The sequence below is a fragment of the Sagittula sp. MA-2 genome (genome assembly GCF_030126985.1).
Taxonomy (GTDB): domain Bacteria; phylum Pseudomonadota; class Alphaproteobacteria; order Rhodobacterales; family Rhodobacteraceae; genus Sagittula.
Genome location: NZ_CP126145.1, coordinates 125,159 through 136,830, shown reverse-complemented (window position 1 = coordinate 136,830; position 11,672 = coordinate 125,159). Strand labels below are relative to the sequence as shown.

Sequence of the window (11,672 nt, the reverse complement as noted above, 5' to 3'; positions counted from 1 at the left end):
CGGGCTCATGTTGTGAAAAAAGGGCCCGGTGCTACGGGCTCGCAACGAAAGGAACAGAGACTTGGCACGTATTGCCGGCGTCAACATCCCGACCGCCAAGCGCGTACCGATCGCGCTCACCTACATCACCGGTATCGGCCACACATCGGCCCGGGCCATCTGCGAAGCCGTGGGCATCGACGCGACCCGTCGCGTGAACGAGCTTTCGGACGCCGAAGTCCTCGCCATCCGTGAGCACATCGACGCCAACTACACCGTCGAGGGCGACCTGCGCCGCGACGTGCAGATGAACATCAAGCGCCTGATGGACCTCGGCTGCTACCGCGGCCTGCGCCATCGTCGCAACCTCCCCGTCCGCGGCCAGCGGACCCACACCAACGCACGCACGCGCAAGGGCCCCGCAAAGCCCATCGCAGGCAAGAAGAAGTAAGGGAGGCACCGACCAATGGCACGCGATACTCGCCGCACCAGCGGCAAGAAAAAGGTCTCCAAGAACATCGCCGCTGGCGTGGCGCATGTGAACTCGACCTTCAACAACACCAAGATCCTGATCTCCGACGTTCAGGGCAACGCCATCTCCTGGTCCTCCGCAGGCACCATGGGCTTCAAGGGTTCGCGCAAGTCGACCCCCTACGCTGCCCAGCTCGCCGCGGAAGACGCAGGCAAGAAGGCACAGGAACACGGTGTGAAGACGCTCGAAGTCGAAGTGCAGGGCCCCGGTTCGGGTCGTGAATCCGCGCTGCGTGCGCTGGCTGCCGTCGGCTTCAACATCACGTCCATCCGCGACGTGACCCCGATCGCGCACAACGGCTGCCGTCCGCCGAAGCGCCGTCGCGTCTGATCCGACCAGAATATTCGACGAGGCGGGGCACAATGCCCTGCCTCGTTCTGTCGTTTCGAAACCTCGGGCGTCGGCATCTATTGGACATGGGACGCCGGCAGGTATGGAGGGAACTGCATGATCCACAAGAATTGGGCAGAATTGATCAAGCCGACCCAGCTTGAGATCAAGCCGGGCGCTGATCCGTCCAAGCAGGCGACCTGCGTCGCCGAGCCGCTGGAGCGGGGCTTTGGTCTGACACTTGGCAACGCACTGCGTCGTGTGCTGCTGTCCTCGCTGCAAGGCGCGGCCATCACCTCCGTGCAGATCGACAACGTCCTGCACGAGTTCTCCTCGGTTGCAGGCGTGCGCGAGGACGTCACCGACATCATCCTGAACCTCAAGCAGGTCGCCCTGAAGATGGAAGTAGAAGGGCCGAAGCGCCTCTCCGTCTCCGCGAAGGGCCCCGGCGTGGTAAAGGCCGGCGACATCTCCGAATCCGCCGGCATCGAGATCCTCAACCGTGACCATGTCATCTGCCACGTCGACGAAGGCGCGGAAGTGTACATGGAATTCACCGTGAACACGGGCAAGGGCTACGTCAGCGCTGACAAGAACAAGCCGGAAGACGCACCCATCGGCCTGATCCCGATCGACGCCATCTATTCGCCGGTCAAGAAGGTCGCCTACGACGTTCAGCCGACCCGCGAAGGCCAGGTTCTGGACTACGACAAGCTGACGCTGAAGGTGGAAACCGACGGTTCCGTCACGCCGGAAGACGCGATTGCCTACGCGGCGCGCATCCTGCAGGACCAGCTGTCGATCTTCGTCAACTTCGAAGAGCCCGAGTCGGCCACCCGCCAGGACGACGACGACGGTCTGGAGTTCAACCCGCTGCTGCTGAAGAAGGTCGACGAGCTGGAGCTCTCGGTCCGTTCGGCAAACTGCCTGAAGAACGACAACATCGTCTACATCGGCGACCTGATCCAGAAGACCGAAGCCGAGATGCTCCGCACCCCGAACTTCGGCCGCAAGTCGCTGAACGAGATCAAGGAAGTGCTGTCCGGAATGGGTCTGCACCTCGGCATGGACGTCGAGGACTGGCCGCCGGACAACATCGAGGATCTGGCCAAGAAGCTGGAAGACTCGTTCTGAGAATAGCGGTGGGTCCGTCTTATGGTTGGACCCACCCTTTGACGAGGCGGCAACGCCTCGTTCCGGGCCTCACGGCCCCAAGGAGAGCCGGTGACACGCATCGCCGGACTGACAAAGCAAAACCGCCCGTAGAGGGCACGTTAGGAGTAAGAAAATGCGTCACGCAAAAGGCTACCGCCGCCTGAACCGTACCCACGAGCACCGCAAGGCACTCTGGGCGAACATGGCCGGCTCGCTCATCGAGCATGAGCAGATCAAGACCACCCTGCCGAAGGCAAAAGAACTGAAGCGGATCATGGACAAGCTGATCACGCTCGGCAAGCGCGGCGACCTGCACGCCCGCCGTCAGGCCGCGTCCCAGCTCAAGGAAGACAAGGACGTCGCCAAGCTGTTCGACATCCTCGGCCCGCGCTACGCAGAGCGCAGCGGTGGTTACACCCGCGTCCTGAAGGCCGGCTTCCGTTACGGTGACATGGCGCCGATGGCCATCATCGAGCTGGTGGACCGCGATCCCGAGGCAAAAGGCGCCGCCGACAAAGCCCGCCTCGAAGCACTCGAAGCAGAAGAATAATTACGGACGGCGCACAACGCCGATCCGTGGGTCACAGACCCGGGACAGTGAAAGCCCCCGCCGCGCAAGCGACGGGGGCTGTTTCTTTCTGGTAAGCGGTATGGCCGGTCTAGTCCACCATCTCGCGCTGCCGCATGGGCATGGCATCAATCGTGGCAAAGAGGTCATCGACCGACAGCGGTGTTTCCTGACGCAGCTTTACGCCGCCGTCCTTGCCGACCAGCAGCACTTCGAACCCGTCGACCGCCAGGGCGGCCCGCAGGCGCCCCTTCTCGTCCGGTGCGGTATCCGTCAGCACCACGATGTCCCGCTCTGCCAGACCAGCCTCTGCGGCCCGCAGCAGCGCGATCTGGTCTGCGTATTGCGCGTCGTCGCTGTCGGGGGCAAAGACCAGAACCGGACGCACAGACCATCGGTAGGCCTCCAGATCCTCATGGTCCGGCGACAGGCGCAGGAACAAAGCGTTGTCCGCCGCGGCGGCGCTGCCAGCAAGGCCAAGCGCCACCGCAAGTTTCTTCACGATGGCCGTCATGTCAGCTCTCCTTCCGAAGGTGTGCCTGCGACGTCCATCTGGCCCGGCATCACGCCGCGTCCAGCTCCCGCTTCACCAGCTTCTCGATCTCGCGGACAGGGTGGTTGGTCAGCGTCTTCGGCACCTCGGCGACGACCTTGTCGGCCACCTCCTTGTGCATCTCCTCACGCAGCACGCCCAGCACCTGCGGCGAGGCGACAATCACAAGGTGCTTGAAAGAACCCTTGTGCGCCTCCTCATAGAGCTTCTCGGCGAGGTCGGCCGCGAAGCGCTCCTTCGCCAATTCATGCCAGTCGGTGTCGTCCATGGCCGAACGCTGCTGCACGCCGGTGTCGTTCATCCGGCCGGGCCGGTTGGCCGACTGCTCGCGGTCCGAGGGATTCTCCTGCTCGTCCTCGTCGAAGACATCCAGGTTCGGATTGTCGTGGTCGGTCAGGTTGCGCAGGAACAGCGCCTTTTCACTGTCCGTCACAACGACCCATGTTCCGTTTTTCAGCTTGCTCATGCTCAGGTACTCCCCTTGTCCGTGCCGTGATGGCCGCCGAGGTTCCCGGCGCCCGCTTCGTCCGATTTCGTGACGCGGGTCGCACCCGGATCGTCCTTCTCGGCACGCTTCATTTCGTCTCGGGTGCCCACCTTTCGTTCAAGGTTGCCCTGCGCGCGGCCCTGGTCCGACGGCGTGTCGACGTCATCGACATAGGCTTCCGTCTCGCGGCGCCCGTCCTTGGATTTCAAACGCTCCGGCATGGGGTCCTCCTTTTCTTTCCGTTCTCTGCAAGGTCAACGCCCGGGCAGGGAGCGGCGTTCCGCCGGGTTGAAACGTACCCCCGCGGCAGGCATATCAACCGGACACGAAAACCGGAGGTTCCCCGTGCGCGTCCTGCTGCTCTGCCTGACCGCCATTCTCGCCCAGCCCGCCCTCGCCCAGACCGAGGTGCCGCAAAGCCAGGCCCAGATTTCCCTCAGCTTCGCGCCTCTCGTGAAACAGGCAACCCCCGCGGTGGTTAACATCTACGCCAGCCGTGTCGTGCAGCGGAACCGCAGCCCCTTCGCCGACGACCCGATCTTCGGCAACCTCTTCCGCGACTTCCAGAGCCAGGCCCGCCCCCGGATCCAGAACTCCCTCGGCTCCGGCGTGATCCTGTCGGACGACGGGATCGTGGTGTCGAATTACCATGTCGTCGGACAGGCCACCGACATCCGCGTGGTGCTGAACAACCGGCAGGAGTACGCGGCCAAAGTGCTCCTGGGCGACGAGGAATCGGACCTCGCCATCCTCCAGCTCGAAGGCGCCACCGACATGCCCCACCTGCCCCTCCGCGACAGCGACACGGTGGAGGTGGGCGAACTGGTGCTGGCCATCGGCAACCCCTTCGGCGTCGGGCAGACGGTCTCTTCGGGCATCGTCAGCGGGCTGGCACGCTCCGGCACCGCCACCGGCAACGCGCGCGGCTACTTCATCCAGACCGACGCACCGATCAACCCCGGCAACTCCGGCGGCGCGCTGATCGACATCGAGGGGCGCCTGATCGGCATCAACACCTCGATCCTCACCCGGTCGGGCGGGTCGAACGGCATCGGCTTCGCGATCCCCTCCGGCCTCGTGGCGCAATTCGTGAAGCAGGCCGCCGCCGGCAACACCCGCTTTGAACGGCCCTGGGCCGGGATGACCGCGCAGCCGGTGAACGCGGACCTGTCAGAAACGCTGGGCCTCGGCCTTCCCGGCGGCGTGGTCATCGCCGAACTGCATGCCGCCAGCCCATTTGCAGAGGCAGGTCTGCGCACCGGCGACGTCATCCTCGAGGTGGACGGCATGGCAGTCAACACCCCCGCCGAGGTGCTGTTCCGCATGTCGGTGCGCGGCATCGGGGCGGAGGCGGATGTGCTCTACATCCGTGACGGCGACCAGTCCCACGCCCGCGTCGCCATGATGACCCCGCCGGAGGACCCGCCACGCGACACAATCAGCCTCGGCGAAGACGCGACCCTGCCCGGCCTCTCCATCGCCCGCGTCAATCCTGCCGTACAGGCGGACCTGGGCCTGCCCCTCTCCACCAGCTACGGCGTGGCTGTCCTCGACCCCGGCCCCTACGGCGCGCGGGCCGGGCTGCAGCGCGGCGACCTCGTGCTGCGGGTCAACGGCGCGCCGGTGGCCTCACCCGCCGACGTCGAACGCCTGATGCGCCGCGCCGGGCGGCTGATCCAGATCGAGGCGCTGCGCGGCAACCGCCGCCTCGTCCTGCAGTTCCGGATCTGACCGTGGCCGACCTCTTCGACAACTCACCCTCGCCCGCCGACAACGCCCCCCGTCCCCTGGCCGACCGGCTGCGCCCGCAGACGCTGGCCGAGGTTATCGGGCAGGAGCAGGTGCTCGGCCCGGAGTCTCCGCTGGGGGTCATGCTGGCCGCGGGCAGCCTCGGCTCGATCATCTTCTGGGGGCCGCCCGGCGTCGGCAAGACCACCATCGCGCGGCTTCTGGCCGATGCCACCGACCTGCACTTCGTCCAGATCAGCGCGATCTTCACCGGTGTGCCGGAGCTGCGCAAGGTCTTCGACGCGGCCAAGCTGCGCCGCCAGCAAGGCCGCGGCACGCTGCTTTTCGTCGACGAGATCCACCGCTTCAACAAGGCGCAGCAGGACGGCTTCCTGCCGCACATGGAGGACGGGACGATCCTGCTCGTCGGCGCCACGACCGAGAACCCCTCCTTCGAACTGAACCGCGCGCTGCTCAGCCGCTCGCAGGTTCTGGTGCTCGAACGCCTCTCTGCCGGGGACCTCGAAAAGCTGGCCACCCGCGCCGAAACCATGCTCGACCGCAAGCTGCCGCTCGACGAAGGTGCCCGTCACGCGCTGATCGACATGGCTGACGGCGACGGCCGCGCCCTCCTGAACCTGATCGAACAGGTGATGTCGTGGAAGATCACAGCACCACTCGGCACCGACGGGCTGAAGACCCGGCTGATGAAACGCGCCGCGCAATACGACAAGTCCGGCGACGGCCACTACAACCTGATCTCGGCGCTGCACAAGTCGGTGCGCGGCAGCGATCCGGACGCGGCCCTCTACTGGTTCGCACGGATGCTGGACGCGGGCGAAGACCCCCGCTTCCTCGCCCGCCGCATCACCCGCATGGCGGTCGAGGACATCGGCCTCGCCGATCCGCAGGCGCAGGCCGTCTGCCTCGACAGCTGGAACACCTACGAACGCCTCGGCTCGCCGGAGGGCGAGCTGGCGCTGGCACAGGCGCTGATCTACCTCGCCCTCGCGCCGAAGTCGAACGCCGCCTACGTGGCCTACAAGGCCGCGCGCAGGTCGGCGAAGGACACCGGCTCCCTCATGCCGCCCAAGCACATCCTGAATGCGCCCACCCGGCTGATGAAGGAGCAGGGCTACGGCACCGGCTACGCCTACGACCACGATGCCGAGGACGGGTTCTCCGGACAGGATTACTTCCCCGAGGACATGGGCCGCACCCGGTTCTACGACCCCGTGGACCGCGGCTTCGAACGCGACATGCGCAAACGCGTCGACTACTTCGCCCGCCTCCGCAAGCAGCGCGGCACCGACTGACGCCCCACCCACGAACGCCCCGCCCCCCTTCATCTTGGCGGCAAATACCTCGGGGGGCCCCGAAGGGGCGGGGGCAGCGCCCCCTCCTCACGCACCACCCGCACCACGCACAGGGCCCCGCAGGACCTCAGCGCACGCTCACCGGCAGCGTCGCCCAGCCCCGGAACCGGGCCAGCGGCACGCGCTTGCGGTCCCCGCTCAGTACAAGCCGGGGAAACCGTGCGACGAAACGGCCGATGGCGATGCGCCCCTCTACCCGCGCCAGGGTCGCGCCAAGACAGACGTGGATGCCGGTGATGAAGGCGATCTGGCGGTTAGGGCGCCGGGTGATGTCCAGAACGTCGGGATGGGCAAAGACCTCCGGATCGCGGTTGGCCCCGGCGATGGAGGTGTGGATGTAGGTGCCCTTCGGCAGAACGCCGCCCGACAGGGCAATGTCCTCTCCCGCCAGCCGGTTGCCGATCTGCAGCGGGCTTTCCACGCGCAGGAACTCCTCCACCGCGGTGCCGATCAAGCCCGGGTCGTCCAGAAGCATGCGGTGCTGGTAGGGGAAATCCAGCAGGAGCCCGATGGCGTTGCCGACAAGGCTGGTCGTCGTCTCGTGCCCGGCGTTCAGCAGGAAGATGCAGTTCTGGATCAGTTCGTCGCGTGTCAGCCGCCGTCCGTCGTGTTCGCCAAAGATCAGGTTCTGCAGCACTTCGCCCTGGCGCGCAGCGTCCGGGTTGCGGCGCCGGTGGTCGATCAGGTCGCCCAGGATCTCGCCGAACTCCGTGACCGCGCGGTTGCCCTCCTCCAGCTTCTCCTTGGAGACCACCGGGTCCAGCGCGCCGAGGATGGCGAGGGAATAGCCCCTCAGGCGGGCGCGATGCTCCTCCGGGATACCCAGCATGAACGAGATGATCTCGGTCGGCAGGACCTTGGCGAAATCGTCGATCATGTCGAAGCGGCCCATCTCCTCGACCCGGTCCAGAAGGCGGTCAACGATGCCCTCGATCAGCGGCTCGAACTCGGCCAGCTTGCGCGGGGTGAAGGCGCCGGACACCAGCTTGCGCACCACCGTGTGATAGGGCGGATCGTTGAACACGAGGCTGGAGGTATGATGGGTGTGCAGCGGACAGGCGCCGAACTTCTCGTCGAAGGCGCGGGTCTTGTCCGACGACATCTCGCGCGACTGATAGACCTTCAGGACATCGTCGTAGCGCGTCAGGTAGACGGAGCCGTCGGGGTTGCGGTGCATCGGCGCCTTTTCCCTGAGCGCCGCCAGCATGGGATGGGGATTTTCGATGAAGTCCGGCCCAATGGCGTTCAGGTCAAAGCCGGCGGTGTCGAGCATTTCATGTCCTCCCCGCAGCAGAGTGCGGGAAGGACAAATCGCCTGCAAGAGGGTGCGTGATGCGCCCCCGGTTGGCTGTGCGTCAGCCCAGTTCGCCGGGCTTGTACCAATCGCCCATCTTCACTTCGGCCGCGTCACCGACCATTTCGGCGAAAGCCTCCGGGTCCTGCGTGCCACCGTCGCGGCCGCGGTAGTGATAGGGATAGACCACGGCGGGCATGAAGGCCTTGACCGCCTCGGCCGCCTGCTCGGCGGTTTGCGTGAACGGCAGGTTCATGCACATGAAGCACAGGTCGATGTCGGTCAGCGCCTCCATCTCGGGGGTCGGTTCGGTGTCGCCAGAGACGTAGATCCGGAAATCGCCCATGGTCAGGACGTAGCCGTTGTCGCGGCCCTCCGGGTGGAAGTTCATCCGGTCCTCGGTCACGTTGTGTGCCGGGATCGCGTCGATGGTCAGCTCGCCGAAGGTCTTCGAATCGCCGTTCGCCATGGCCTCGGCGCTCGGCTTGATGTCCTCGTTCAGCATGTCGAAGACCGCCGGGTTGGTGTAGATCGCAACCGGCTTGTCCGCGGGCTTCACGGCGGAGAGCGTCTCGGCGTTGTAGTGGTCGCCGTGCTCGTGCGTGATGAGGATCAGGTCCGGGGCGGGCAGGCCCTCGTATTCCGACGCCTCGCCCACCGGGTCGACGTAGATCACGCCCACCGGCGTTTCAAGCACGATGGAGGCGTGGTGGACCGGGTGCACGGTCACGGCGCCCATGTCCGTCTCGAACATGTCGCCCATGTGGGCCTCGGCGCGGGCAGCGAAGGGCAGGACCATGATGGTCCCGGTCGCGGCGGCGGAATGCAGAAAAGTCCGGCGGTTGATGGTCATCGAAACGCTCCCTGTTCGTTTGGTGACGCAAGGGTAGCGCCCGGCCTGTTCCCGGCAACTTGAACTCTGCGTGAGAAATGTGTCTGCGATGCAAACGAAAATCGCCGCCCCTTGCGGGACGGCGATTTGGCGGGCCTGTTCTGGCGTGCGGGCGATCAGCCGCGCAGGCCACCCTGGGCGCGCAGGTATTCGGTCCAGCTCGGGACCGGCTTGTGGTTCGCCACGCTTTTCAGGCGCTCGACGACAAACCCTTTCGCGATGCTGCGGAAGATGGGGGTCATTTGGTGTCTCCAGTGTGCGACTTTATTGTCTTACTGGCAGATAGACCCGGCGGAGGCCCGTTACAAAGCCCGTTTGGACAATGCCGCAATGCAGAAAACGCATAAGTTTTGTGCAGAAAATTAATTTCAAAATCAGCCGTTTGGGCGATCTTTTCCGCCGATATCACCACCCCTGCCCCAATAAAAACACCCGCCGGCGGAACCGGCGGGTGTTTCTGATACAAATCCGGAAGGACGGCTCAGCCGCGCTCTTCGATGATCTCCACGAGGTGCGGGATCTTGCGGATCATGCCGCGGATGGAGGGAGTGTCCTCCAGTTCGCGGGTCTTGTGCATCTTGTTCAGGCCCAGGCCGATGAGCGTCTTGCGCTGGATCTCCGGGCGGCGGATCGGGGAGCCGATCTGCTTGACGACGATGGTCTTTGCCATGGGTTACGCCTCCTCAGCGACCTGGCTCGATTCCTGCGGCGCTTCATCGCGCTTGGGCAGGATGTCGGCCACTTTCTTGCCACGACGCTGCGCAACGTTGCGCGGCGATTGCTCCTTCGAGAGGCCCTCGAGGGTGGCGCGGATCATGTTGTACGGGTTCTGCGAGCCGATCGACTTGGCGACAACGTCGTGTACGCCCAGCATTTCGAACACGGCACGCATCGGACCACCGGCGATGATCCCGGTACCCTGCGGTGCGGTGCGCATCACCACGCGGCCAGCACCGTGACGACCTTCGACGTCGTGGTGCAGCGTGCGGCCTTCCTTCAGCGGCACGCGCATCATCTTGCGCTTTGCCTGCTCGGTGGCCTTGCGGATGGCCTCGGGGACCTCCTTGGCCTTGCCCTTGCCGAAGCCGACGCGGCCCTTCTGGTCGCCCACGACCACGAGCGCGGCAAAGCCGAAGCGCTTGCCCCCCTTGACGGTCTTGGACACACGGTTGATCGCGACGAGGCGATCTGCGAATTCCGGTGTTTCGTCGCGGTCGCGACGGTTGCCCCGGCGGTTATCACGTTCTGCCATCTGGCATTCCTTCCTTGTGGTGCCCAAGAGCACCGGTTTGGCCAATCCAGGTGGTGCGCGGACGCGGACCCCGGATCATCGAGGCGGTGACCCGCCTGCAAAAGAGGGTGCCCCGAAGGCGCACCCTACCTTCTGTCCCATGGCGGACACGTCTTGCGACGCACCTTCGGCGGGACGGTGAGCAGGGCGGAGAAACTCCGCCCCGCCACGCATCAGATCTTCAGACCACCTTCGCGGGCGGCGTCGGCCAGTGCCTTCACCTTGCCGTGGAATAGGAAGCCGCCACGGTCGAAGTAGGCTTCTTCCACACCGGCTGCCTTGGCACGCTCGGCAATCGCCGCGCCGACCTTTGCGGCCGCCTCGACGTTGTTCTTGCCGACCACGCCCAGCGTCGGCTCGAGCGAGGATGCGGAGGCAAGGGTCTTGCCGGCCACATCGTCGATGAGCTGAGCCGAGATGTTCTTGTTCGAGCGGTACACCGACAGGCGCAGGCGCCCGGCGTTGACCTTGCGAAGTTTGTTCCGGACGCGCAGACGGCGCTTCAGGAACAGTTGACGTTTCGTATTTGCCATCGTTCCCGTCCTTACTTCTTCTTGCCTTCTTTCATGAAGATGTATTCGCCCTTGTAGCGGATACCCTTCCCCTTATACGGCTCCGGCCGGCGCCAGTCGCGGATGTTGGCCGCAACCTGGCCCACCTGCTGCGCGTCGTGACCTTCGATGATGATCTCGGTCGGCTTCGGGCAGGTGATGGTGATGCCATCAGGGATCGCGAACTCCACGTCGTGCGAGTAGCCGAGGTTCAGCCGCAGGGTGTTGCCCTGCAGTGCAGCCCGGTAACCCACACCCTGGATCTCCAGCTCTTTCTTGAAGGTGTTCTGCACGCCGTGCACCAGGTTGGCGACGACGGTGCGAGACATCCCCCACTGCTGGCGCGCGCGCTTGGACGACCCCCGTGGGGTCACCTTCACGGCGCTGTCCTCGACGACGATGGTCACGTCGTCGGTGGCAGTGAAGCTCTGGGTCCCTTTCGGGCCCTTCACTTCGATGGTCTGGCCGGAGACCTTGGCGTCGACGCCCGAAGGCAGCTCGACCGGTTTCTTACCAATACGAGACATGTGAAAGCCTCCTTAGAACACGGTGCAGAGCACTTCGCCGCCGACGTTGGCTGCGCGTGCATTTGCGTCCGACATCACACCCTTGGGGGTGGAGACAATCGACACGCCCAGGCCCTGACGGACCTGCGGAATGTCATTGACACCCATGTAGACGCGACGACCGGGCTTGGAGACCCGCTTCACTTCGCGAATGACGGGGGTGCCGTCGAAGTACTTCAGGCTGATCTCGAACGCGGGGTGGCCGCGCTCGTCCGTGCTCTTTTCGTAGCCGCGGATGTAGCCTTCGTCAGCCAGCACGTCCAGAACCCAGCCGCGCAGCTTGGACGCGGGGGTCGAGGTCGTCGACTTGCCGCGGGCCTGTGCGTTGCGGATACGGGTGAGCATATCGCCGATAGGATCGTTCATATCA

The 11,672-nt window shown here is 65.1% G+C and carries 17 protein-coding genes; 6 read left to right on the top strand and 11 right to left on the bottom strand.

What is annotated here, in order from left to right:
- Positions 1-61: 61 nt before the first annotated feature.
- The 4 genes from rpsM (at position 62) to rplQ (ending at position 2,546) form a co-directional block, all read left to right on the top strand.
- Positions 62-430, top strand: coding sequence for a 30S ribosomal protein S13 (gene rpsM / locus QNI11_RS00710; protein WP_005854870.1), 369 nt, complete (start codon positions 62-64; stop codon positions 428-430).
- Between the two features lie 15 nt (positions 431-445).
- On the top strand, positions 446-841 hold the full coding sequence (gene rpsK / locus QNI11_RS00705; RefSeq protein WP_100928267.1) for a 30S ribosomal protein S11: 396 nt from the start codon (positions 446-448) through the stop codon (positions 839-841).
- Between the two features lie 117 nt (positions 842-958).
- Positions 959-1,975 carry a DNA-directed RNA polymerase subunit alpha gene (locus tag QNI11_RS00700; protein ID WP_100928268.1) on the top strand — a complete coding sequence of 339 codons (1,017 nt, stop codon included), beginning with the start codon at positions 959-961 and terminating at the stop codon, positions 1,973-1,975.
- 154 nt (positions 1,976-2,129) lie between these two features.
- Positions 2,130-2,546 carry a 50S ribosomal protein L17 gene (rplQ, locus tag QNI11_RS00695; protein WP_100928269.1) on the top strand — a complete coding sequence of 139 codons (417 nt, stop codon included), beginning with the start codon at positions 2,130-2,132 and terminating at the stop codon, positions 2,544-2,546.
- 109 nt (positions 2,547-2,655) lie between these two features.
- Here the strand turns inward: rplQ and QNI11_RS00690 are convergent, their stop codons facing one another.
- From QNI11_RS00690 to QNI11_RS00680, 3 genes are read right to left on the bottom strand one after another with little or no spacing between them, the layout of a single operon-like run.
- Positions 2,656-3,078 (bottom strand): DUF4174 domain-containing protein, encoded by a 423-nt coding sequence (locus tag QNI11_RS00690; RefSeq protein WP_283981961.1) that lies wholly within the window; start codon positions 3,076-3,078, stop codon positions 2,656-2,658.
- A 49-nt stretch (positions 3,079-3,127) separates the two neighbouring features.
- Complete coding sequence (locus tag QNI11_RS00685) at positions 3,128-3,583, bottom strand: host attachment family protein (protein WP_100928270.1); 456 nt, start codon at positions 3,581-3,583, stop codon at positions 3,128-3,130.
- Positions 3,584-3,585: 2 nt separating this feature from the next.
- Positions 3,586-3,825: a hypothetical protein gene (locus QNI11_RS00680; RefSeq protein ID WP_283981960.1), complete on the bottom strand. Its 240-nt coding sequence runs from the start codon at positions 3,823-3,825 to the stop codon at positions 3,586-3,588.
- Positions 3,826-3,949: 124 nt separating this feature from the next.
- Between QNI11_RS00680 and QNI11_RS00675 the strand changes: the two genes are divergently transcribed.
- Positions 3,950-5,335 carry a trypsin-like peptidase domain-containing protein gene (locus QNI11_RS00675; protein ID WP_283981959.1) on the top strand — a complete coding sequence of 462 codons (1,386 nt, stop codon included), beginning with the start codon at positions 3,950-3,952 and terminating at the stop codon, positions 5,333-5,335.
- Between the two features lie 2 nt (positions 5,336-5,337).
- Positions 5,338-6,648, top strand: a complete 1,311-nt coding sequence (locus QNI11_RS00670) for a replication-associated recombination protein A (RefSeq protein WP_283981958.1) — start codon at positions 5,338-5,340, stop codon at positions 6,646-6,648.
- A 127-nt stretch (positions 6,649-6,775) separates the two neighbouring features.
- Here the strand turns inward: QNI11_RS00670 and QNI11_RS00665 are convergent, their stop codons facing one another.
- From QNI11_RS00665 to rpsH, 8 genes are all read right to left on the bottom strand, one after another.
- Positions 6,776-7,981 (bottom strand): cytochrome P450, encoded by a 1,206-nt coding sequence (locus tag QNI11_RS00665; RefSeq protein WP_283981957.1) that lies wholly within the window; start codon positions 7,979-7,981, stop codon positions 6,776-6,778.
- A gap of 82 nt (positions 7,982-8,063) precedes the next feature.
- Positions 8,064-8,855 carry an MBL fold metallo-hydrolase gene (locus QNI11_RS00660; protein WP_283981956.1) on the bottom strand — a complete coding sequence of 264 codons (792 nt, stop codon included), beginning with the start codon at positions 8,853-8,855 and terminating at the stop codon, positions 8,064-8,066.
- A 155-nt stretch (positions 8,856-9,010) separates the two neighbouring features.
- The gene (locus tag QNI11_RS00655) at positions 9,011-9,136 is read right to left on the bottom strand and encodes a hypothetical protein (protein ID WP_256388405.1); all 126 of its coding nucleotides are present in this window, start codon (positions 9,134-9,136) and stop codon (positions 9,011-9,013) included.
- A 239-nt stretch (positions 9,137-9,375) separates the two neighbouring features.
- Positions 9,376-9,564: a 50S ribosomal protein L30 gene (gene rpmD, locus QNI11_RS00650; RefSeq protein ID WP_100928276.1), complete on the bottom strand. Its 189-nt coding sequence runs from the start codon at positions 9,562-9,564 to the stop codon at positions 9,376-9,378.
- A gap of 3 nt (positions 9,565-9,567) precedes the next feature.
- Complete coding sequence (gene rpsE, locus QNI11_RS00645) at positions 9,568-10,146, bottom strand: 30S ribosomal protein S5 (RefSeq protein ID WP_100928277.1); 579 nt, start codon at positions 10,144-10,146, stop codon at positions 9,568-9,570.
- Between the two features lie 212 nt (positions 10,147-10,358).
- Positions 10,359-10,718 carry a 50S ribosomal protein L18 gene (gene rplR, locus QNI11_RS00640; protein WP_100928278.1) on the bottom strand — a complete coding sequence of 120 codons (360 nt, stop codon included), beginning with the start codon at positions 10,716-10,718 and terminating at the stop codon, positions 10,359-10,361.
- A gap of 11 nt (positions 10,719-10,729) precedes the next feature.
- Entirely contained in the window at positions 10,730-11,263 is a 534-nt protein-coding gene (rplF, locus tag QNI11_RS00635) for a 50S ribosomal protein L6 (protein WP_100928279.1), read from the bottom strand.
- Positions 11,264-11,275: 12 nt separating this feature from the next.
- A complete protein-coding gene (gene rpsH, locus QNI11_RS00630; RefSeq protein ID WP_100928280.1) occupies positions 11,276-11,668 on the bottom strand; it encodes a 30S ribosomal protein S8 in 393 nt (130 codons plus the stop codon).
- Between the last annotated feature and the right edge of the window lie 4 nt (positions 11,669-11,672).

Coding starts and splice junctions, on each gene's coding strand:
- rplF (WP_100928279.1), bottom strand. CDS start 11,263: ATGTCTCGTATTGGTAAGAAACCGGTCGAGCTGCCTTCGGGCGTCGAC.
- QNI11_RS00680 (WP_283981960.1), bottom strand. CDS start 3,825: ATGCCGGAGCGTTTGAAATCCAAGGACGGGCGCCGCGAGACGGAAGCC.
- QNI11_RS00690 (WP_283981961.1), bottom strand. CDS start 3,078: ATGACGGCCATCGTGAAGAAACTTGCGGTGGCGCTTGGCCTTGCTGGC.
- rpsK (WP_100928267.1), top strand. CDS start 446: ATGGCACGCGATACTCGCCGCACCAGCGGCAAGAAAAAGGTCTCCAAG.
- rplR (WP_100928278.1), bottom strand. CDS start 10,718: ATGGCAAATACGAAACGTCAACTGTTCCTGAAGCGCCGTCTGCGCGTC.
- rplQ (WP_100928269.1), top strand. CDS start 2,130: ATGCGTCACGCAAAAGGCTACCGCCGCCTGAACCGTACCCACGAGCAC.
- rpsH (WP_100928280.1), bottom strand. CDS start 11,668: ATGAACGATCCTATCGGCGATATGCTCACCCGTATCCGCAACGCACAG.
- QNI11_RS00700 (WP_100928268.1), top strand. CDS start 959: ATGATCCACAAGAATTGGGCAGAATTGATCAAGCCGACCCAGCTTGAG.
- QNI11_RS00685 (WP_100928270.1), bottom strand. CDS start 3,583: ATGAGCAAGCTGAAAAACGGAACATGGGTCGTTGTGACGGACAGTGAA.
- rpmD (WP_100928276.1), bottom strand. CDS start 9,564: ATGGCAAAGACCATCGTCGTCAAGCAGATCGGCTCCCCGATCCGCCGC.
- QNI11_RS00655 (WP_256388405.1), bottom strand. CDS start 9,136: ATGACCCCCATCTTCCGCAGCATCGCGAAAGGGTTTGTCGTCGAGCGC.
- QNI11_RS00660 (WP_283981956.1), bottom strand. CDS start 8,855: ATGACCATCAACCGCCGGACTTTTCTGCATTCCGCCGCCGCGACCGGG.
- QNI11_RS00665 (WP_283981957.1), bottom strand. CDS start 7,981: ATGCTCGACACCGCCGGCTTTGACCTGAACGCCATTGGGCCGGACTTC.
- rpsE (WP_100928277.1), bottom strand. CDS start 10,146: ATGGCAGAACGTGATAACCGCCGGGGCAACCGTCGCGACCGCGACGAA.